The sequence below is a fragment of the Agromyces fucosus genome, assembly GCF_004134865.1.
GTDB classification, from domain to species: Bacteria; Actinomycetota; Actinomycetes; order Actinomycetales; family Microbacteriaceae; genus Agromyces; species Agromyces fucosus.
The window spans coordinates 63,809-83,375 of sequence record NZ_SDPO01000001.1 but is presented as its reverse complement, the minus strand read 5'-3'; the positions used below and the strand labels follow the sequence as shown (position 1 = coordinate 83,375).

At 70.5% G+C, this 19,567-nt stretch carries 23 protein-coding genes; 9 read left to right on the top strand and 14 right to left on the bottom strand.

Going from position 1 to position 19,567, the window contains the following annotated elements; translation table 11 throughout:
* Window positions 1-18: 18 nt before the first annotated feature.
* Window positions 19-3,423 carry a pyruvate carboxylase gene (locus tag ESP57_RS00440; RefSeq protein WP_129230137.1) on the bottom strand — a complete coding sequence of 1,135 codons (3,405 nt, stop codon included), beginning with the start codon at window positions 3,421-3,423 and terminating at the stop codon, window positions 19-21.
* Window positions 3,424-3,498: 75 nt separating this feature from the next.
* Here ESP57_RS00440 and ESP57_RS00435 point away from each other — a divergent pair, with 75 nt between their 5' ends.
* On the top strand, window positions 3,499-4,332 hold the full coding sequence (locus tag ESP57_RS00435) for a ParA family protein (RefSeq protein ID WP_115958241.1): 834 nt from the start codon (window positions 3,499-3,501) through the stop codon (window positions 4,330-4,332).
* A 138-nt stretch (window positions 4,333-4,470) separates the two neighbouring features.
* On the opposite strand, the gene ESP57_RS00430 is transcribed toward ESP57_RS00435, so the two are convergent.
* The 4 genes from ESP57_RS00430 to ESP57_RS00415 all read right to left on the bottom strand — a co-directional run bounded on the left by ESP57_RS00430 (window position 4,471) and on the right by ESP57_RS00415 (window position 6,967).
* The gene (locus ESP57_RS00430; RefSeq protein ID WP_056008190.1) at window positions 4,471-5,025 is read right to left on the bottom strand and encodes a MerR family transcriptional regulator; all 555 of its coding nucleotides are present in this window, start codon (window positions 5,023-5,025) and stop codon (window positions 4,471-4,473) included.
* A 106-nt stretch (window positions 5,026-5,131) separates the two neighbouring features.
* Entirely contained in the window at window positions 5,132-5,827 is a 696-nt protein-coding gene (gene ftsR, locus ESP57_RS00425) for a transcriptional regulator FtsR (RefSeq protein ID WP_199470597.1), read from the bottom strand.
* Entirely contained in the window at window positions 5,824-6,237 is a 414-nt protein-coding gene (locus tag ESP57_RS00420) for an FHA domain-containing protein (RefSeq protein ID WP_165877380.1), read from the bottom strand. Before ESP57_RS00420 ends, ftsR begins: the two co-directional genes overlap by 4 nt.
* 106 nt (window positions 6,238-6,343) lie before the next feature.
* A complete protein-coding gene (locus ESP57_RS00415; RefSeq protein WP_056008186.1) occupies window positions 6,344-6,967 on the bottom strand; it encodes a CDP-alcohol phosphatidyltransferase family protein in 624 nt (207 codons plus the stop codon).
* Between the two features lie 32 nt (window positions 6,968-6,999).
* Between ESP57_RS00415 and ESP57_RS00410 the strand changes: the two genes are divergently transcribed.
* Window positions 7,000-7,830, top strand: coding sequence for a DUF1295 domain-containing protein (locus ESP57_RS00410; RefSeq protein ID WP_129230134.1), 831 nt, complete (start codon window positions 7,000-7,002; stop codon window positions 7,828-7,830).
* Window positions 7,831-7,857: 27 nt separating this feature from the next.
* Here the strand turns inward: ESP57_RS00410 and ESP57_RS00405 are convergent, their stop codons facing one another.
* Complete coding sequence (locus ESP57_RS00405) at window positions 7,858-8,307, bottom strand: NUDIX domain-containing protein (RefSeq protein WP_056008179.1); 450 nt, start codon at window positions 8,305-8,307, stop codon at window positions 7,858-7,860.
* 55 nt (window positions 8,308-8,362) lie between these two features.
* On the opposite strand from ESP57_RS00405, the gene ESP57_RS00400 reads away from it, so the two are divergent.
* Both ESP57_RS00400 and ESP57_RS00395 read left to right on the top strand, forming a co-directional pair.
* Entirely contained in the window at window positions 8,363-8,734 is a 372-nt protein-coding gene (locus tag ESP57_RS00400) for an RNA-binding S4 domain-containing protein (protein WP_056008175.1), read from the top strand.
* A 24-nt stretch (window positions 8,735-8,758) separates the two neighbouring features.
* A complete protein-coding gene (locus ESP57_RS00395) occupies window positions 8,759-9,052 on the top strand; it encodes a GNAT family N-acetyltransferase (protein WP_129230132.1) in 294 nt (97 codons plus the stop codon).
* Window positions 9,053-9,127: 75 nt separating this feature from the next.
* Here the strand turns inward: ESP57_RS00395 and ESP57_RS18340 are convergent, their stop codons facing one another.
* Complete coding sequence (locus ESP57_RS18340; RefSeq protein WP_165877346.1) at window positions 9,128-9,271, bottom strand: hypothetical protein; 144 nt, start codon at window positions 9,269-9,271, stop codon at window positions 9,128-9,130.
* Between the two features lie 67 nt (window positions 9,272-9,338).
* Window positions 9,339-10,172 carry an aggregation-promoting factor C-terminal-like domain-containing protein gene (locus tag ESP57_RS00390; RefSeq protein WP_243648358.1) on the bottom strand — a complete coding sequence of 278 codons (834 nt, stop codon included), beginning with the start codon at window positions 10,170-10,172 and terminating at the stop codon, window positions 9,339-9,341.
* A gap of 144 nt (window positions 10,173-10,316) precedes the next feature.
* On the opposite strand from ESP57_RS00390, the gene ESP57_RS00385 reads away from it, so the two are divergent.
* Entirely contained in the window at window positions 10,317-10,727 is a 411-nt protein-coding gene (locus ESP57_RS00385; RefSeq protein WP_129230130.1) for a YchJ family protein, read from the top strand.
* Window positions 10,728-10,739: 12 nt separating this feature from the next.
* Here ESP57_RS00385 and ESP57_RS00380 read toward each other — a convergent pair whose 3' ends face one another.
* Window positions 10,740-11,204, bottom strand: a complete 465-nt coding sequence (locus ESP57_RS00380) for a VOC family protein (RefSeq protein ID WP_129230128.1) — start codon at window positions 11,202-11,204, stop codon at window positions 10,740-10,742.
* Window positions 11,205-11,235: 31 nt separating this feature from the next.
* On the bottom strand, window positions 11,236-11,727 hold the full coding sequence (locus ESP57_RS00375; protein WP_129230126.1) for a carboxymuconolactone decarboxylase family protein: 492 nt from the start codon (window positions 11,725-11,727) through the stop codon (window positions 11,236-11,238).
* Window positions 11,728-11,773: 46 nt separating this feature from the next.
* Here ESP57_RS00375 and pdxR point away from each other — a divergent pair, with 46 nt between their 5' ends.
* A complete protein-coding gene (pdxR, locus tag ESP57_RS00370) occupies window positions 11,774-13,210 on the top strand; it encodes a MocR-like pyridoxine biosynthesis transcription factor PdxR (RefSeq protein ID WP_129230123.1) in 1,437 nt (478 codons plus the stop codon).
* Between the two features lie 39 nt (window positions 13,211-13,249).
* Here the strand turns inward: pdxR and ESP57_RS00365 are convergent, their stop codons facing one another.
* Window positions 13,250-14,398 carry an epoxide hydrolase family protein gene (locus ESP57_RS00365; RefSeq protein WP_207904451.1) on the bottom strand — a complete coding sequence of 383 codons (1,149 nt, stop codon included), beginning with the start codon at window positions 14,396-14,398 and terminating at the stop codon, window positions 13,250-13,252.
* Window positions 14,395-15,246, bottom strand: coding sequence for an MBL fold metallo-hydrolase (locus ESP57_RS18550; RefSeq protein WP_207904449.1), 852 nt, complete (start codon window positions 15,244-15,246; stop codon window positions 14,395-14,397). The genes ESP57_RS00365 and ESP57_RS18550 overlap by 4 nt, the downstream gene beginning before the upstream one ends.
* 150 nt (window positions 15,247-15,396) lie before the next feature.
* Here ESP57_RS18550 and ESP57_RS00355 point away from each other — a divergent pair, with 150 nt between their 5' ends.
* Window positions 15,397-16,125 (top strand): GTP pyrophosphokinase, encoded by a 729-nt coding sequence (locus ESP57_RS00355; protein ID WP_129230835.1) that lies wholly within the window; start codon window positions 15,397-15,399, stop codon window positions 16,123-16,125.
* Between the two features lie 13 nt (window positions 16,126-16,138).
* On the opposite strand, the gene ESP57_RS00350 is transcribed toward ESP57_RS00355, so the two are convergent.
* Entirely contained in the window at window positions 16,139-16,831 is a 693-nt protein-coding gene (locus ESP57_RS00350) for an ArsR/SmtB family transcription factor (protein ID WP_129230117.1), read from the bottom strand.
* A 64-nt stretch (window positions 16,832-16,895) separates the two neighbouring features.
* Between ESP57_RS00350 and ESP57_RS00345 the strand changes: the two genes are divergently transcribed.
* Together ESP57_RS00345 and ESP57_RS00340 are read left to right on the top strand one after the other, a co-directional pair.
* The gene (locus ESP57_RS00345; RefSeq protein WP_129230115.1) at window positions 16,896-17,738 is read left to right on the top strand and encodes a hypothetical protein; all 843 of its coding nucleotides are present in this window, start codon (window positions 16,896-16,898) and stop codon (window positions 17,736-17,738) included.
* Window positions 17,722-18,540, top strand: coding sequence for an isocitrate lyase/PEP mutase family protein (locus ESP57_RS00340; protein WP_129230113.1), 819 nt, complete (start codon window positions 17,722-17,724; stop codon window positions 18,538-18,540). The genes ESP57_RS00345 and ESP57_RS00340 overlap by 17 nt, the downstream gene beginning before the upstream one ends.
* A gap of 1 nt (window position 18,541) precedes the next feature.
* Here the strand turns inward: ESP57_RS00340 and ligD are convergent, their stop codons facing one another.
* Window positions 18,542-19,561 carry a non-homologous end-joining DNA ligase gene (ligD, locus tag ESP57_RS00335; protein WP_115958267.1) on the bottom strand — a complete coding sequence of 340 codons (1,020 nt, stop codon included), beginning with the start codon at window positions 19,559-19,561 and terminating at the stop codon, window positions 18,542-18,544.
* Window positions 19,562-19,567: the final 6 nt, after the last annotated feature.

The following is a 19,567-nucleotide window of genomic DNA, read 5'->3' as shown; positions in this document are numbered from 1 at the left end:
CGAGAGCGGTCGCACCGCCTAACGAGGGCGGACCACGACCAGCAGGTCACCCGCTTCGACCTGCTGCGTCTTGGGGATGGCGACGCGCTCGACGACACCCGCGATGGGCGAGGTGATGGCAGCCTCCATCTTCATCGCCTCGATGGAGGCGACGCTCTGTCCGGCTGCGATCTCGGCACCGGCCTCGACCTGGAGGGTCACGACGCCGGAGAACGGCGCCGCGATCTGCCCGGGCTGCGAGGCATCCGCCTTCTCGGCTGCGCGAGTCTCGACGACGATGGATCGGTCGCGGACGAAGACCGGGCGGAGCTGCCCGTTCAGGATCGTCATGACGGTGCGCATGCCCTTGTCGTCGGCCTCGCCGATCGCCTCGAGACCCGCGTAGAGCTTCACACCGGTCGCGATCTCGACGACGTGCTCGGCGCCCTGACGGAGTCCGTACAGGTAGTCGGCGGTGTCGACGACCGAGAGGTCGCCGAACAGCTCCCTGATCTGCTCGTACTGGCGGGTCGGCGCCGGGAAGAGGAGCGCGTTCAGCATCGCGCGTCGGGTCGTGCTGTCGGCCTCGAGTGCCTCGCGCTGCTCGGCCGTGAGCTCGGTGACGCCGATGCGGACGTCTTTGCCGGCGAGCACCTTCGTGCGGAACGGCTCGGGCCATCCGCCGGGCAGGTCGCCCAGCTCGCCGGCCATGAAGCCGATCACCGAGTCGGGCACGTCGTACTTCTCGGGGTTCGCCGCGAAGTCGTCGGGGTCGGCCTTGACGGCCGCGAGGTGCAGGGCGAGGTCGCCCACGACCTTCGACGACGGAGTGACCTTGGGCACCCGGCCGAGGATCCGATCGGCTGCCGCGTACATGTCCTCGATGAGCTCGAAGTCGTCGGCGAGGCCCAGTGCGATCGCCTGCTGGCGCAGGTTCGACAGCTGTCCGCCGGGGATCTCGTGATGGTAGACGCGGCCGGTGGGGCCGGGCAGGCCCGACTCGAAGGGGCGGTACAGGCGACGCACGGCCTCCCAGTACGGCTCGAGGTCGGAGACGGCGTCGAGCGAGATGCCGGTGTCGCGCTCGGTGTGCGCGAGCGCCGCGACGAGCGAGGAGGCGGACGGCTGGCTCGTGGTGCCGGCCATCGGCGCGCTCGCGACGTCGACGGCGTCGACGCCCGCACGGCTCGCGGCCAGGAGCGTGGCCAGCTGGCCGCCTGCCGTGTCATGCGTGTGCAGGTGCACGGGCACGTCGAACCGCTCCCGCAGGGCGCCGACGAGCTTCTCGGCGGCCGCGGGGCGGAGCAGACCCGCCATGTCCTTGATCGCGAGCACGTGCGCGCCCGCCCCGACGATCTGGTCGGCGAGCCGGAGGTAGTAGTCGAGCGTGTACAGATCTTCGGCCGGATCGAGCAGATCCCCCGTGTAACACAACGCAACCTCGGCCACCGCGTGGCCCGTCGAGAGCACCGAGTCGATCGCCGGACGCATCTGCGAGACGTCGTTCAGCGCATCGAAGATGCGGAAGATGTCGACACCCGTCGCGGCGGCTTCGCGCACGAACGCATCGGTCACCTCGGTCGGGTACGGGGTGTAGCCGACCGTGTTGCGCCCGCGCAGCAGCATCTGGATGTTGATGTTCGGCAGTGCCTCGCGAAGGGCGGCGAGACGGTCCCACGGGTCTTCGCCGAGGAAGCGGAGGGCGACGTCGTACGTGGCACCGCCCCAGGCCTCGACCGAGAGGAGTTCGGGTGTCATGCGTGCCACGTAGGGCGCGACGGCCACGAGGTCGCGCGTGCGCACCCGGGTCGCCAGCAGCGACTGGTGCGCGTCGCGGAACGTCGTCTCGGTGACGGCGAGCGGCGTCTGGTCGCGGAGTGCCTTCGCGAAGCCAGCCGGGCCGAGCTCCAGCAGACGCTGGCGCGAGCCTGCCGGGGCCGGAACCGAGAGGTCGATCACGGGCAGCTTGTCGGCGGGGCTGACGCTCGTCGGCGCCGGTCCGTTCGGCTGGTTCACCGTGACATCCGCGAGCCAGTTGAGGATCTTGGTGCCGCGGTCCTTCGAGACGCGACCGCGGAGCAGTTGCGGCCGCTCGTCGATGAACGACGTGCTGAGGTCGCCCGCGACGAACGCCGGGTCCTCGAGCACGGCCTGGAGGAACGGGATGTTCGTCGAGACGCCGCGGATGCGGAACTCGGCGAGGGCGCGCTTCGCCCGGGCCACCGCGGCCGGGTAGTCACGTCCACGGCAGGTCAGCTTGGCGAGCATCGAGTCGAAGTGCGGGCTGATCTGCGCGCCCGGGTTGATCGTGCCGCCGTCGAGACGGATGCCGGCGCCGCCCGGCGAACGGTACGTCGTGATCTTGCCCGTGTCGGGGCGGAACCCGGCAGTCGGGTCCTCCGTCGTGATGCGGCACTGGAGCGCAGCGCCGCGGAGCCGGATCGACGACTGCTCGAGGCCGAGCTCGGCGAGGGACTCCCCCGCCGCGATGCGGATCTGGGAGACGACGAGGTCGACGTCGGTGACCTCCTCGGTCACCGTGTGCTCGACCTGGATGCGCGGGTTCATCTCGATGAACACGTGCTCGCCGGCGCGCTCGCCTGCGGTGTCGAGCAGGAACTCGACGGTGCCGGCGTTGACGTAGCCGATCGACTTCGCGAAGGCGATCGCGTCGCGGTAGAGCGACTGCCGCACGTCGTCGGAGAGATTGGGGGCGGGAGCGATCTCGATGACCTTCTGGTGCCTGCGCTGCACCGAGCAGTCGCGCTCGAAGAGGTGCACGGTCTCGCCCGAGGCATCCGCGAGCACCTGGACCTCGATGTGGCGCGGCCGGAGCACCGCCTGCTCGAGGAACATGGTCGGGTCGCCGAATGCGCTGTCGGCCTCGCGCATGGCCTCTTCGAGGGCGGCGCGCAGGTCGTCCTTCGTCGCGACGCGGCGCATGCCGCGGCCGCCGCCGCCGGCGACCGCCTTGGCGAAGATCGGGAAGCCGACCTCGTCGGCCTGGGCCACGAGTTCTTCGATGTCGCGCGACGGAGGCGTCGACTTCAGCACGGGGACCCCCGCGGCGATCGCGTGCTCCTTGGCCGTGACCTTGTTGCCCGCCATCTCGAGCACGCGCTTGGGCGGGCCGATGAAGGTGATGCCGGCCGCCTCGGCGGCCTGCGCGAGCTCGGGGTTCTCGGAGAGGAACCCGTAGCCGGGGTAGATCGCGTCGGCGCCCGACAGCTGCGCGACGCGGATGATCTCGGCGACATCGAGGTAGGCGCGCACGGGGTGGCCCGGCTCACCGATCTGGTACGCCTCGTCGGCCTTCAGCCGGTGCAGCGAGTTGCGGTCTTCGAACGGATACACCGCGACCGTCTTCGCACCGAGTTCGACGGCGGCTCGAAACGCTCGAATGGCGATCTCGCCGCGATTGGCAACCAGGATCTTCGTGAACATGCAGACCTTTCAGACTGGATTCCCCACAGCGAACGTTTAGGTTTCGCCCAAGCAATAGAGGTAGCGTATCTGTTCGTGCACGTACTCAGCGTCAGTTCCCTCAAGGGCGGTGTCGGCAAGACGACCGTCACCCTCGGACTGGCGTCGGCCGCGTTCGCCCGTGGTGTCCGGACGCTCGTGGTCGATCTCGACCCGCAGTCCGACGTCTCCACCGGCATGGACATCCAGGTCGCCGGACACCTCAACGTCGCCGACGTGCTCGCCTCCCCCAAGGAGAAGATCGTGCGCTCGGCGATCGCGCCGAGCGGTTGGGCCCGCTCCAACCCGCAGTCGACGATCGACGTCATGATCGGCAGCCCGTCGGCCATCAACTTCGACGGACCGCATCCGTCGATCCGCGACATCTGGAAGCTCGAAGAGGCTCTCGCCAACGTCGAGGCCGACTACGAACTCGTGCTCATCGACTGCGCGCCGTCGCTCAACGCGCTGACCCGCACCGCGTGGGCCGCGAGCGACCGTGTGGCCGTCGTGACCGAGCCGGGGCTCTTCTCCGTGGCCGCGGCCGACCGCGCGCTCCGGGCGATCGAGGAGATCAGGCGAGGCCTCTCACCGCGACTCCAGCCGCTCGGCATCATCGTGAACCGGGCGCGCGTGCAATCGCTCGAGCACCAGTTCCGCATCAAGGAACTGCGCGACATGTTCGGCCCGCTCGTGCTCTCCCCCCAGCTGCCCGAGCGCACCTCGCTCCAGCAGGCGCAGGGCGCCGCGAAGCCGCTGCACATGTGGCCCGGCGAGAGCGCTGAAGAGATGTCGTCGAACTTCGATCAGCTGCTGGAGCGCGTGCTGCGCACGGCCCGCATCGGGGAGTTCGCGGGCTTGCCGCTCGAAGCGCCGAGCCCCACCGCCTGAGAGCCCGCACGAACGTCGTCGTCGTCGTCGGACGATGCGTCGACCGTTCGACCGAGCCGTCGAATGACCGGCGAATCAAGTCGTTTTATGACAGACGAGCGAGTCGGCGCCTGACCGACGGGTCGACTGAGACGCGACTCAGGAGATCTTGCGAGAGCGCACGCCGCGACGCGCAGCGAGTTCGTCCATCGGGTCGGCCGGCTGCGTACCGATCTCGACGAGGGTCGATTCCACCTCGCGGAGCACCTTGCCGACGGCGATGCCGAACACGCCCTGGCCGCGATTGACGAGGTCGATGACCTCGTCGTCGGAGGTGCAGAGGTAGACGCTCGCACCGTCGCTCATGAGCGTCGTCTGGGCGAGGTCGTCGATTCCCGCCTCGCGCAACTGCGTCACCGCCGTGCGGATCTGCTGCAGGGAGATGCCCGTGTCGAGCAGTCGCTTGACGAGCTTCAGCACGAGGATGTCGCGGAAGCCGTAGAGGCGCTGCGTTCCCGAACCGGCGGCGCTGCGCACCGTCGGTTCGACGAGTTGCGTGCGCGCCCAGTAGTCGAGCTGGCGATAGCTGATCCCGGCGGCCCGGGCCGCGACCGCGCCCCGATACCCCGTGGCATCGTCGTGCTCGGGCATGCCGTCGGTGAACAGCAAACCGAGGTCGTACCGCGAGCGTGGAGTCCGGTCGAGCTCACTCATCCGATTCGCCCCTCACTCTCGCACCCCGTCGGCGCGAGTTCCACGCTACCGAGGGCGGCAGGCTCTGTCGAACACATCCGGCCGAACGTCACGGCGTGTCGCGAGATCATCGTGCGAGTCGGCCGAGCGAGGCCCGTACGACGCTCGCGTGCACGGCCTCGAGATGTCCGGCGAGTTCGAGCCCGCGCTCGGCAGCACGGGCCTTGTCGGCGGCATCCGCCCGTCGTGACGGCGCGATCGCGCGCTCGACGAGCGCCGCTTCGCGTTCGGCTGCAGCACGGACGCCGCGAAGGTGCCGCGGTTCGATGCCGACGGCCCGGAGCGCGACGAGCGAGCGGAGCACGCCCAGCGCCTCGTCGCCGTGGTACTCGGCGGCGGGCAGGAGCGAGGCCGAGACGGCGTCGTCGAGCAGGGCGGCCGTGGCACCGGCCTCGGCGATGAGTTCGTCGCGGCGGTACCTGCGCGCTCCCGCGAGGAACGCGGCGGCGCTCGTGGCGCCCGGCAGCGCCGGCGTCTCACCCGCGTCGACGGCCTCGAGGTGAGTCCTGATGACCTTCAGCGGCAGGTAGTGGTCGCGCTGCATGGAGAGGACGACCGTGATTCGCTCGACGTCGGCCGTCGAGAACTTCCGGTACCCGGCCGCGGTGCGGGCGGGCGAGACGAGTCGCTGCTCCTCGAGGAAGCGCAGCTTCGATGGGGTCAGGTCGGGGAACTCGGGCTGAAGCCGTGCCAGCACCTGACCGATGCCCAGCAGTGGCGCCTGACCGCTCGCGCGCGTGGACGCAGCGGGAGCTGCCACTATTCGCTCGCCACCGGAGCCAGGTCGCGCCGCGAGGCGTAGAACGTGAGCCGGAACTTGCCGATCTGCACCTCTGCACCGTCGCTCAGGAGCGCCGTCTCGATGCGGACCCCGTCGTAGTAGGTGCCGTTCAGCGAGCTGAGGTCGCGCACCTCGAACGCGGAACGGTGCCGCACGAACTCCGCATGCTTGCGCGAGACCGTCACGTCGTCGAGGAAGATGTCGGCGTCGGGATGACGACCCACCACGGTCACGTCGGTGTCGAGGAGGAATCGGGCCCCGCTGTTGGGGCCGCGGCGCACGATGAGCAGCGCGGAACCCGAGGGCAGCGCGGCGATCGCCTCCTGCTCTTCAGCCGTGACGTCGGCATCGAGCGCGCTGAGTTGTGCCGCTGCCTCTCGACTGAAGCCGATGGTCGTGTCGGTGGCCCCGCCGACCGCGGCGTGCGTCGACGTGGTCGTCGCAGGCTCGCCCCCGGTCTCAGTACCGCCGGCCTGAGTGTTGTCGCTATCCGCCACACTAACCTCCCTGTTCCAGCGTATCCGATCGCGGCTCCTCCGCCACCCGCGGGATGCGGATGACGCGAGCCGTCTCGATCGCGTAGATGATGCCCGCCCACCAGTACAGGAACGCACCCCAGAGGGTGATCGCCCAGCCGACCGGCTGACTGACGACGGCGACGCTCGGGAACGCGAGTCCGAGCATGATCACCGGCAGGCCGAAGAACAGTGCGAATGTCGCGACCTTGCCGAGCTGATGCACGGGCAACGGACCGAAACCGTGGTTCGCGAGCACGACGCCGAGCACCAGCAGGAGGACGTCACGGGCGACGATGACGACGACGATCCACCACGGTACGAGTCCCTGTGCGGCGAGACCGACGAGCGCGGCGAAGATGTACAGCCGGTCGGCGGCCGGGTCGAGCAATTGCCCGAGCCGGGTCACCTGCCCGAGGCGCCGCGCGAGGTAGCCGTCGAGCAGGTCGCTCAGGCTCGCGACGACGAGGACGACGAGCGAGATCACGTAGTCGCCGCGCACGATGAAGACGAGGAAGACCGGAACGAGTGCCAGCCGGAGCATGCTGAGGATGTTCGGGATCGTCCAGATCTCCGAACCGACCTCCCCCGAGCGTTCCCCAGCCACGTTCCGATCCTATCGATCCGTAGAATGCCGACATGGGTCCGCTCATCGTGTGTCTCGTCATCTGCGCTTCGATCACGCTCGCGACGTGGGTCGCCTCGGTCGTGACCCGCGAATACTCGTGGGTCGACCGCATCTGGTCGATCGCACCGATCGTCTACGTGTGGGTGTTCGCGGTCGCGTCGGGGTTCGACGGACGACTCGTGCTCATGGCGGTGCTGGTCTCGGCATGGGGCATCCGCTTGACCTTCAACTTCGCACGAAAGGGCGGCTACCGGCCCGGCGGCGAGGACTACCGGTGGGCAGTGCTCAGAGGGCGGATGTCTCGAGCCGGGTTCGCCGCGTTCAACCTGCTGTTCATCTCGGTCTACCAGAACGCGGTCATCCTGCTCTTCTGCCTTCCGGCCGCCACGGTGTTCGCCGCCGGCGGCGTGCCGCTCGGTCCGGCCGACGTCGCGCTCGCCGTCGTCTTCCTCGCCCTCCTCGTGGGCGAGGGCGTCGCCGACCAGCAGCAGTGGACGTTCCATCAGTGGAAGGCGGCAGAGCGGGCGGCCGGCCGCACCCCGCAGCCCGGCTTCCTGCAGACCGGGTTGTTCCGCGTCTCCCGGCACCCGAACTTCTTCTTCGAGCAGGCCCAGTGGTGGGTCTTCTACGGCTTCGCGGTCGCGGCGACCGGCATCTGGCTGCACTGGTCCGTCGCGGGGGCGGTGCTGCTCACGACGCTCTTCATCGGCTCGACGATCTTCACCGAGTCGATCTCACGCGGGCGCTACGCGGACTACGACGACTATCGGGCCCGCACCTCGCCGATCGTTCCGTGGTTTCCGCGGCGGGCGTCGGCGCCGATCGGCGAGCCCACCGCCTGACGGGCACCAGCTTGACGGCGAAGCGCTTCAGAGGCGCTCCGCGAGTGCGGTCCAGCCTTCGGCGAATCGCGGATGCAGCGGCATCTCGGTGACCCGATCGATCGCGATCCATCGCAGCTCGATGCTCTCGGGGTCGCTGACCACCGGTGCGAACCGTTCGGCGGCATCGGCAACGACCGTCGTGTACGACCAGTAGCCGAGGTCGAGTACGGTGCTGAACCGCACCTCGACGAGCGCCGGCGGCACGCCCGCCTCCTCGCCGGCCTCGCGGACGGCCGCCTCCACAGCGCTCTCGTGCTCGTGACGAGCGCCGCCCGGCATGCCCCAGGTGCCGCCGAAATGACTCCACAGCGCCCGATGCTGGAGCAGGACCTCGCGCTGCGGACTGACGACCAGCAGCCCGGCCGCCCCGAACCTGCCCCAGTACTTCGAACCATCGGGGCCCACGACCCATTCGTCGCCGCTCGCTCCGCTCATGAGTCCAGCATGCCGCACGAACCTCCCCGCTTCGTCACGGCCGTAGGCTGTTGTCATGAACGGCGAGTCCCCCGTGCGCGTCGACGCCTGGCTCTGGGCGGTGCGGCAGTTCAAGACGAGGTCCGCGGCCACGGCGGCGTGCAGGGCCGGGCATGTGCGGGTCAACGGCGAGCGGGCGAAGGCGGCCCAGTCCGTGCGCCCCGGCGACGAGGTGCGCGTGCGCGTCGACGGGTTCGACCGGATGCTCGTGGTGCGGCAGACGCTCGTCAAGCGGGTGTCGGCGACGGTCGCGGCGACCGCGGTCGACGACCGCACGCCTCCCCCGCCGCCTCGCGAGACGGTCGCGATCGTCGCCACACGCGATCGCGGTGCCGGACGCCCGACCAAGCGCGAACGACGAGACCTCGAGCGCCTTCGCGGTCGCTGACCGCCCGCGGCGTAGCCTGATCACGTGCACACCGAACTCACCCACGAACCCGACGCCCGCCGATACGTGCTGCGCGTCGACGGGGACATCGCGAGCGTGCTCGACTACCGGGAGCTCGGCGATTCGGTCGCATTCACCCGCACGTTCACGAATCCGCCGTACCGCGGCAGCGGCCTTGCCGGCGAACTGGTCGCGTTCGCGGTCGACGACGTCGAGGCGAACTCCACCAGACGCATCGTGCCGAGCTGCTGGTACGTGGGCGAGTGGTTCGACCGGCATCCCGATCGGGCGGGTCTACTCGACCCGCGCACCGTCTGAACACGGCGCCTGACGCCGGAGCGACGCCCGGCTCGCGACGGGCAACCCATCGCTCAGCTCAGGCGCCGCTGCGGTTCAGCGCTTGCGGTGCGTGGCCTCGGTCACCGCGTCACTGCTCGACCGGTTCTCGACCTTGGCCTTCTTGTCGGCGCGCTTCTCTTTGAGGGTCTTGCTGGCAGCCGTCTTGGACGACGACTTCTTCGGCGACTTGTCTGACATGGATTCGCCCTTTGATCGGAGACCTGGACGGCCTCGTGCCGGCAACCCTACGCGAGATCCCCCGGGGTCAGTACCAGTTCATCGACTGCGAGTGCGACCACGCACTGCAGGGCGTTCCGTAGCCGCGTGCGATGTAGTCGAGGCCCCAGCTGATCTGCGTCGCGGCGTTCGTCTGCCAGTCGGAGCCGGCGGAGGCCATCTTGCTGCCCGGCAGCGACTGCGGGATGCCCGTTGCGCCGCTCGATGCGTTGTAGGCGGTGTACGACCAGCCCGACTCCTTCTGCCAAAGCTGGTTGAGGCACTGGAACTGCGAATCGTTCCAGCCGTACTTCGATGCGGCGAGGGCGCGCGCGGTCGCCCGGGCGCCGTCGGGCGTGTTCGCCTGGGCGAGGGCGGCGGCGGCGGCTGCCGCCTGCTCGGCCTGCACGCGATCGAACTCGGCGGCCGCGGCCGCCGTCTTCTCGGTCTCGGCGCGGGTCTGCTTCGTGAGGTCGACGATCGAATCGATCGGCAGGCGCTCGTAGTCGCCGAGCGAGGCGACGGAGGCGGCGAGGCCGCTCGAGTCGACCTTGCCGCCGACCGCGGCGAGCGTGGCGTTCGCGGCCGTGAGGGTGTCCTGTGCGCTGTGACGCGTGCGAGCCTCGGCGATCGCGCTGTATGCGCCGAGCTGGTCGGAACGCACTCCCGTCGACTCGGTGAGCGCGGTCGTCGCGTCGATGCTGGCCTGGGTGCTGATCGCCGACTGGACGGTGAATCCGGTGCCGACGATGAGGCCGACGGCCATGACGGCGCCGACGGCGACGAGCCGCTTGCGTCCGAGACGGCGCTTGCGGATGCTGCGGCGCGGGTGGAGTGCTTCGGGGGCGGTTTCGGTTTCGGGCGTGGTGATGTCGTTGCGCATAGGTTCTCGGGTGCTCGGTCAGGATGGGGGACGCCCCCGAGCGAGGGCAGAAGTCAGACACTCTGCCCCGAGTTTCTGAAGGGTTCCTCATTTCTTCCTGTGCAGACCATGAAGATGGCCCTCGGAGACCGCGATACTGGGAGGATGCCCAGCCACACCCCTCCCCTCCGGCCGACCGCGGACGAGCGGTGTCCCTGCCGCAGCGGGAACACCTTCGGGGACTGCTGCGGTCCGCTCCTCGCTCGCATCGCCGTGGCGCCGACCGCGGTGCAGCTCATGCGATCGCGCTACACCGCATTCGCGGTCGGCGACGTCGACTACCTCCGCGCGACGTGGCATCCCGACACGCGCCCGCGCGACCTCGATCTCGACGACGAGACGCGGTGGATCACCCTGGAGATCGTCGCGACCGAGCGCGGCGGCCCGTTCGACCGTGACGGCGAGGTGGAGTTCCGTGCGTCGTATCGTTCGCCCGACGAACGCGGCGTGCTGCACGAGCGGAGCCGCTTCATCCGAGAGGGCGGCAGCTGGTTCTACGTCGACGGCGACGCCTGAACCTGCGATTCGTCAGTCGCGCTCGGCCTCGGTGCCGAAGCCGTCGCGAAGCGCTCGCTCCTCCGACCCCTCGAGCTCCTCGAAGACCGTGATCTGGAGGCCGGCCGGGGCGTCCAGACGTGAGTTGAGCGAGCGCCACGGCGTCTCCACCGGTTCGGCGACGACCGCGGCCCCGGCACCGGCGAGGCGCCGGGTCGTGCCCGCCGCGTCCGTGACCTCGAAGGCGAGGCGGATGCGCTGGCTCGGGCGCCCATCGGCTTCGAGCTCGTCGATCACCCGCTTGTGCGTCGGGTTCGCGATCTCGATGGTCGCCCGGCCGGCCTCGAGGATCGTCACCCGGTCGTCGCCGCCCTCGGCGTAGGCCATGAGCTCCGGCATGCCGAGCGCGTCGCGGTAGAACGCAACGGCCCGTTCGTAGTCCTCCGCCTCGATCACGACTCGGAGTTGCAGGACCGGTGGCTGCGCGGCATCCGTCATGTCCGCATCATCCCAGATGGTCGCACGGGTGTCAGGCCTGGTCGCGAGCGACGGGCCAGCACCGCGTCGTCACGCCGATCGCGTCCCACACGTTGATCACGATGATGAGCGACACGAGTGCCGCCGTGCGCTCCTCGCCGAAGCGGGCGGTCACCGCGGCGAGGTCCTCCTCGGGCACGTGCGTCTCCGAGAGGCGCGTGATCGACTCGGTGAGGTGGAGCACCGCACGCTCCGCCGCGGTGAACAGCCCGGAATCGCGCCAGACCGCGATCGCGTGCAGCTTCTGCTCGGTGACGCCGGCGGTGCGCGCATCCTTCGAGTGCAGGTCGACGCAGTAGACGCATCCGTTGATCTGCGATGCCCGGAGCCGCACCATCTCCCGCAACTGCCGGTCGATGCCGACGCGATCGAGCTCGGCGGTCGCGGCGTGATCGAGCGAGGCGACCGCACGCGAGAACCGCGGGACGATCGCGTCGAAGTCGAGGCGGACGGGGATGTCGACGAGTGCATCGGTGAGGGTCATGGCTCCACGCTACGGAGCCATCGGCCCACTGCTACAGTCCAATCCCATGGGTGAATCATGGGCCATTCGCGGCCTCGACCTGCACCTCGACCTCGATGGTCGCCGGAAGGCGTCGTCCCTCGAGGAGGCGCTCCGCAGAGCCGTGCGCGACCGGCGCATCGACGCCGGCACCCGGCTGCCCGCGAGCCGCACGCTCGCCGCCGACCTCGGCATCGCCCGCAACGTCGTCGCCGAGGTGTACGGGCGACTCGCCGCCGAAGGGTGGCTCGAAGCGCGCGTCGGGGCGGGCACCTGGGTCGCCGGCCGCCCGGGTCGCGATGCACCGGTGACGGGTGCCGACTCGGCGTCGCCGGCCCTGCACCTCGGTCTCGACCTCCGCGGCGGCATTCCGGATGCCTCGTCGTTCCCGCGACGCGAATGGGCGACCGCGGCACGGCGCGCGACCCTCGACCTCCCGGCCTCCGCATTCGGCTACGGTCCGCGCCGGGGCTCGCCCGCCCTGCGGTCCACGCTCGCCGAGTACCTCGCCCGCACCCGTGGCGTCTGGGCCGAGAGCGAGCGCGTCGCCGTCACGCGAGGATTCGGCGCCGCCCTGGCGACCGTCGGTCGAACCCTCGTGGCCGAGGGTGCGCGGCGCATCGCCGTCGAGGAGTTCGGTCACGAGGCGCATCGCGGCATCCTCCGCGCGGCGGGCCTCGACGTGGTGGCGCTCCCGGTCGATGCCGACGGCGCCGTCGTCGACCGACTCGGCGACCTCGCGGTCGACGCCGTGCTCCTGACCCCGGCCCACCAGTTCCCGACCGGTGCGGCGCTCTCCCCGGGCCGGCGGATCGAGGTCGTCGCGTGGGCCGAGCGGAGCGGCGCCTTCATCATCGAGGACGACTACGACGGCGAGTTCCGCTATGACCGCCGAGCGATCGGCGCGCTGCAGTCGCTCGCACCCGGCCTCGTCGTCTACCTCGGCACGGCGTCGAAGAGCCTCGCCCCGGCCGTGGGGATCGGATGGGCCGTGATCCCCGAGCGACTGGCCGGGGGCTTCGAGGCGCAGACCGTCGCCGTGAACGGCATCCCCGATGCCCTGAACCAGGCTGCCCTCGACGCCTTCATGCGGGCGCACGAGTACGACAGGACCGTGCGCCGCCGACGCGCCGAGTATCGCGCCCGTCGCGAGCGGGTCGAGTCGCGGGTCGCCGCCGAACTCGACGGCTGCCGCGTCAGCGGGATGCGAGCGGGCCTGCACTGCCTCCTCGAGCTGCCGACCGGCCTCGACGAGCGTTCCGTCACCTCGACCGCCCGGCGGCTCGGCGTCCGGTTCGACGGACTCGGCTCCTTCCGGCTCGGGGCATCTTCGGCACCGCGAGCCCCCGCGATGGTCGTCGGCTACGGAGCGCCGCCGCCGCATCGCTTCGAGGCGGCGCTCGACCGTGCCATCGCCGCGGTCCGTGCGGAGCTCGGGATCTCGATGGCGGCGGATCCCTCCTGACGTGAACGGCGGGCGCCGGCCCGCACCGGGGTCGTTCGGTCAAATCTCGCGCGGGCGACCGAGCTCGCCGAAGAACGCGGCGAGGTGACCCGCGAGCAGTTCGGGTTCCTCATGCGCCATGAAGTGACCGCCCACCGTCGCCGGGTGCCAGGCCCTGATGTCGCTGCAGGCGCGTTCGGCGATGCTCCTCGGAAGGTCCCGTATGATCGCCTCTGCGCTGAGAGTGAAACCAGCAGGCACCCGGATCATGGGTCGCGGCGCGTTCGCCGGGAAGTCGAAGTACTGGCGGAACGAGGTGCCGATCGAACCGGTCGACCAGTACAGGGTCGCGAGGGTGAGGAGCGTCGCGCGATCGAATCGGCGCTCGAGGTCGCCGCCGGCGTCGCTCCAGTCGCGCAACTTGTCGATGATCCATGCGAGCAGCCCCGCGGGTGAGTCGATGAGCGCCGCCCCGATCGTATCGGGCCGGGTGATCATGATGGCGCTGTAGCCCCCGTCGCCCTCGTCGAACTCGGCTTCGGCCTCGAGCAGCGCGCGCTCTGCCGGCGTCAGCGGTTCCGTGAACTCCGCAGGGAACGGCGGATGGATCATGTACAGCCCGAGCACCCGGTCGGGATGCTTCGCGGCGATCCATGCGGCCACGGTGCCGCCGATGTCACCGCCGAAGACGCCGAACCGTGCATCCCCCACGACCTGGCGCATCAGCTCGCACATCAGGTCGGCCATGACCTCCCGCGTGAGCGGGGCCTCGGGCAACTCCGAGAAGACGAAGCCCGGCATCGAGGGGATCACGAGGTCGAATCGGAGTCCGTGCCGCTCACCCTCCGCCTGGAGCGCGTCGGCGAGCGGCAGCATCTCGAGGAAGCTCGACGGCCAGCCGTGCATGAGGAGCAGCGGGACGACCACGCCATCGGCTGCACCTGCGCTCGCCCGGACGAAGTGCACCCGGGTCCCGTGCACGAGTGCCTGCCGGTGGTCGAGCCGGTTCAGGCTCGACTCGACCGAACGCCAGTCGAAGGTCTCGGCCCACTCGGAGACGAGGCCCGCGAGGTAGCCGGGATCGACGCCGCCGGCCCAGGAGCGGCTGCTGCTCGCCTGGACGAATCGGGTGCCTCGGAGTCGCCGGCGCAGGTCGTCGAGCTCGGCATCCGGGACGTGGATCGTGAACGGATCGCCTGCAGCGCTCACACCCGTGCCTCCCCCTGCGCATCGAGTGCGCGATACGCGCGCTCGACCGCACCGCCGAGCGCGTCGACCGGGATCGACCAGTCGTCGTGCGCGTCGAGCGCCTCGGCCGGAGTGAGGCCCGCCGCGTGCGCTGCACGGAAGCGATCGGCGATGAGCCCGAGTTCCGCGGCCTGCCGCTCGACGAATGCCCGGTCGACCACCCGGCCGTGCCCGGGCACCACGGGATCGCTCGGCCGCATCGAGGCGGCGAGGTCGACGAGCACCCCCGGCCATCCGAGCGGGTAACTGCCCGATCCGTACATCACGGGGCCCGATTCCTCGATCAGGTCGCCGAGGATCCAGACCCGCTCGTCGGGCACGAAGAGCACGAGATCCGTGTCGGTGTGCGCGGGCGACTGCGGGCGCAGTTCCACCAGTCGGTCGCCGAGGTTCAGCACCAGGGGTTCGACGAGCGGATGCGTCGGCGGCGTCAGCACGACGTCGTCCCACTGGCGATCGGGCTCACGGCCCGGATCGGCACGCCACGCGGCGAGGCGCGGCCCCTCGAACTCGGCGAAGTGGGCGGCGATGTTCGCATGGCCGTAGATCGCGGCATCCGTGGCCGTTCCCGGCCCGAAGACCTGGTTGCCGAAGGCGTGGTCGAAATGCGCATGGGTGTTCACGACCCAGCGCACCGGGCGGTCGAATCGCGTCGCGATGTCGTCGGCGAGTTCGAGCGCTTCGCTCGGTTGCACGCGCGTGTCGACGAGCAACAGGCCGTCGGAGCCCTCGATCACGACGATCGAGATGTCGAACGGGTCGTACCGGCGTTGGTGGATGCCGGGTGCCACGGTGAGCCACTGGGTCATTCCTCGAGCGTAGCGACGCGCCGAGCGGGGCCCGCTGCGCTCGGGGCGAACGCGGTCGCAGATCAAAGGAAATGCAGAGCTTCGCGCCGTAGCGTGACATCCGTGACCCCGCTCGACGGCACCCCGCCCACCCGGCATGCCACTCCCCCCATGCTCACCGCGCGCGCACAGCGAACGCTCGAGACCATCGACGGCCAGACGCTCGACGAGATGCGCGCGCTCCGCGACGAGACCGAGCGGTTCATGCTGCGCTACAAGTTCGGCATGGACGAGGTGATCACGAAGCTCTCGATCCTCCGCGAGGAGTTCAACCAGACGCACGACTACAACCCGATCGAGCACATCTCGAGCCGACTGAAGAGCCTCGACAGCGTCGTCGAGAAGATGCAGCGGAAGGGCATCGATCCCACGTTCGACACCATCCGCGAGACGATCACCGACATCGCCGGCGTGCGCGTGACATGCAGCTTCGTCTCCGACGCCTACCGCATCTTCGAACTGCTGACCGCGCAGCGCGACATCAAGGTGCTTCGGGTGAAGGACTACATCGCCGAGCCGAAGTCGAACGGCTACCAGAGCCTGCACGTCATCGTGGAGGTGCCGGTCTTCCTCTCCACCGGCGCGCACCCGGTCGCCGTCGAGGTGCAGATCCGCACGATCGCGATGGACTTCTGGGCCAGCCTCGAGCACAAGATCTACTACAAGTACGACCGGCAGGTGCCGCAGGAACTGCTCGACGGGCTGACGGACGCAGCACACACCGCTGCCGAACTCGACACCCGCATGGAACGGCTGCACCGGGAGGTGCATGGCGCGCCGCGGCCCCCGATCGGCGCCGACGTGCACCCGGTGCCCGGACGGCCCGGCAACCGGGTCTGACGGCAGGTCCGGCTCAGCCGCGCGCGAGCTCGTCGAACTCCCGGGCGCCCTGTCCGGTCACGCGGAGCGAACGATCACCCCGCCGACGCTCCACCCAGCCCTCGGCGATCAGGCGTTCGAGCACGTGCGCGCCGAGTCGACCGGCGACGTGCGGGCGTCGCTCGGTCCAGTCGAGGCATCCGCGCAGCATCGGACGTCGAGAAGAACCCGCTCTCGCGATGCCCTCATCGATGCCGAGCCGCTCGGCGAGCGGCGTGCCCGGGTCGAGCACTCGCCCCGGCTCTCCCGCGACGAGCGGGGTGATTGCGCCTTCGTGCACGAGCGCATCGGCCAGGTCGAGGGCCAGCCGGCCCGCGAAGTGGTCGTAGCACGAGCGCGCGAGGGCGAGTCGCTCCGCGGAGGCCGACTGGGCGTACGAGGAGACGCTGCGGCGGGGCGCGATCAGTTGCAACGCCTCCACCGCGTTGGCCACGTCGGCGCTCGCGAGGGTGAAGTACCGGTGGCGGCCGAGCCTGCGGTCGGTCACGAGCCCGCCAGCGAGCAATTGCGCGAGGTGCGTGCTCGCGGTCGACGCTGTGACTCCGGCCACGCCGGCGAGCTCGCTCGCCGGCAGCGACCGGCCGTCGAGCAGTGCCACGAGCATTGCGGCCCGGGCGGGCTCGCCCATGAGACGGGCGGGTTCAGCGAGATCGGCGTCTCCGTGCATGCCTTCACGATACGTCGAGGACACTTCGCCCTGCATCGAAGCGTCCCGGGCGTAGCGTCGAACCATGATCGACATCATCGAGCGGGCCGAGGTCGAACGCATTCTCCGCGACCCCGAGTCACGGGTGCCGTCGGCGTCGGCCCCCATCACGGCCATGACCGCCGCGTCACCGCTCGGTGCCTTCCGTGCCGGCGCCTCGCGCTTCGTGAACGGCGCCGAGCACGCCGCCAGGCGGGAACACCTCGACATGCTGCTCGACGAGCTCGACCCTAACCTCCTCGTCGCGGCCGCCGTAGCGCGCACCCGCGAGAGTGCCATCCCCCGGGACATCCCCGTCGCCGTGCTCGCGGAAGCGCTCGGGTTCGCGCGACCCGATGCGCTGCCGCCGCTCGTCGAGGTGGTCGCGGCCGCCTACCCGACCGGCGAGTCGTCGGACCCCGATGAAGCGGATGCCGCGATCATCGCCCTGCTCGAGGCATCCGGTGCCGCAGACGCCGACGAGCGCGTGCTGCGCGTGCAACTGCTCGTGCAGGCGCACGCGGCGACCGCCGCCCTCGTCGAGCGGGCGATCGTGCTGGCGCGATCGCGAGACGCTTCCGTGTCGACCCGGGCACTGCTCGAGACCGTGCTCCGCGACGACTCGCCGGTCCCGCTGACGCGCCGGATCATGCCCGCCCGACCCCGTCACGGCGAGACCCTGGTCACCCTCCACCTCGACGGACCCGACCGCGAGGCGACCCCCGAGCGCCCCGCACGCATCCTCGCATTCGGCGCCGGGGACCGAGCCTGCCCGGCGCCCCACCACGCCCTGGCGATCGCCGCCGCGATCGTCGAGACGACGCGCGACGAGACGACGCACCGCGACGCCGACCGAGAAGAGGTCCCCCACGATGCTGACGCCCGCTGAGTTCCACGCCCTCCACCGACCGGGCAGCCCCATCCTCCTGCCGAACGCGTGGGACCTGGCCTCGGCGCGCTGGCTCGCTGCCGCCGGGCACCGCGCCATCGGCACCACGAGCCTCGGCATCGCCGTCGGCGCCGGGAAGCGCGACGGGGCCGGTGAGATCGCTGCGGAGTCGCTCGCGCTCGCGCTCGAAGCCGCACGTCACGGCATCGCCCTCAGCGTCGACCTCGAAGCCGGGTTCTCGGACGACCCCGACGAGGTCGGCCGGTTCGTCGCCGAACTCGCGGCGATCGGATGCATCGGGGTGAACATCGAGGACTCCACCCCTGCCGGCGAACTCGTCGATGTCGAGCTCGCCGCGGCGAAGGTCGCCGCCATCGCCGCGGCAGCGCCGCGGCTCTACCTGAACGCCCGCACCGACGGGTACTGGATCGACGCCGACGACGACGCCGACCGCCGCCTCGACGAGGCGGCGGCCCGTGCCGACCGCTACCTGGCGGCCGGTGCATCGGGAGTCTTCGTGCCCGGCGTGCTCGACCCGGCCACGATCTCCGCCCTCGTCGGTGCCGTCGAGGCGCCGCTCAACGTGCTCGTGCAACCCGACCTGCCGATCTCCCGGCTCGCCGAGCTCGGGGTCGCGCGCGTGAGCACCGGGTCGCTGTTGTTCCGCACCGCGCTCGGGTCGATCTCCGCGGCGGTCGAGGCCATAGCCGGCGGGCGCGGTGGGGCGAGCGTCCAGCCGGCTGTGCCGCTCGAAGTGCCGTCCTACCCCGACGTCGCCGGGCTGCCGCCCGCCGCGAGGTGAGTCAGGGCTGCTGCTTCGCGCGGCTCGGCTGCACGCGCATCGGCTCGCCCGGCATTTTCGGGAAGTCGGGAGGGAACGGCAGCTCGCCGAGCCCGTCGTCGAGATCTCGCTGCCACCACTCCAGCAGGGTGTCGATGCGGCCCGGTGCGTCGTGCATGCCGTGCCACGGGTCGCCGACCCGCTGCAGCCGCTCCGGAACCGTGCGCACGGTGTGGTCGGCGGGGTCGGTGGAGTCGAGCTCGTCCCACTCGAGCGGGCACGACACCGAGGCCTTCGGCAACGGGCGCGGGCAGTACGCGCCGGCCATCGTGCGGTCGCGATTGGCCTGGTTGTAGTCGATGAAGATGCGGTCGCCGCGCTCCTCCTTCCACCAGTTGGTGGTGACCTCGTCGGGCATGCGGCGTTCGAGTTCGCGCCCGAGGGCGATGACGGCGTGCCGCACGTCGAGGAACTCGTGCTCGGGCTCGATGGGCGCGAACACGTGGATGCCGCGGCTGCCCGAGCTCTTCACGAACGCCGTCAGGCCGACTTCGCCGAGCAGCTTCCGCAGCTCCACCGCGACGGGCGCCGCCTCGGCGAAGCCCGTGCCGGGCTGCGGGTCGAGGTCGATGCGCAACTGGTCGGGGTTGTCGGGGTTCCCGGCCCGGGACGCCCACGGGTGGAAGACGATCGTGTTCATCTGCGCCGCCCAGACCGCACCGGCCGGCTCGTCGATCACGAGCTGCGGGTGCGTGCGCCCGCTCGGGTAGGTGACGGGCACGGATCTCACCCAGTCGGGTGCCCCCTTCGGCGGGTTCTTCGAGAAGAACTGCTCGCCGTCGACGCCACCGGGGAATCGCTGCAGCGATACCGGCCGGTCGCCGTTGGCCTCGACGAACGGCGTGCCGACGGCGATGAAGTACTCGGCGAGCTCGAGCTTGGTGATGCCGGCCTCCGGCCAGATCACGCGCGTCGGACTCGAGATCCGCACGTCGCGATCGCCGTGCGGACCTGGGACGGTGAGAGTGACGGCATCTGCCATGGAGGC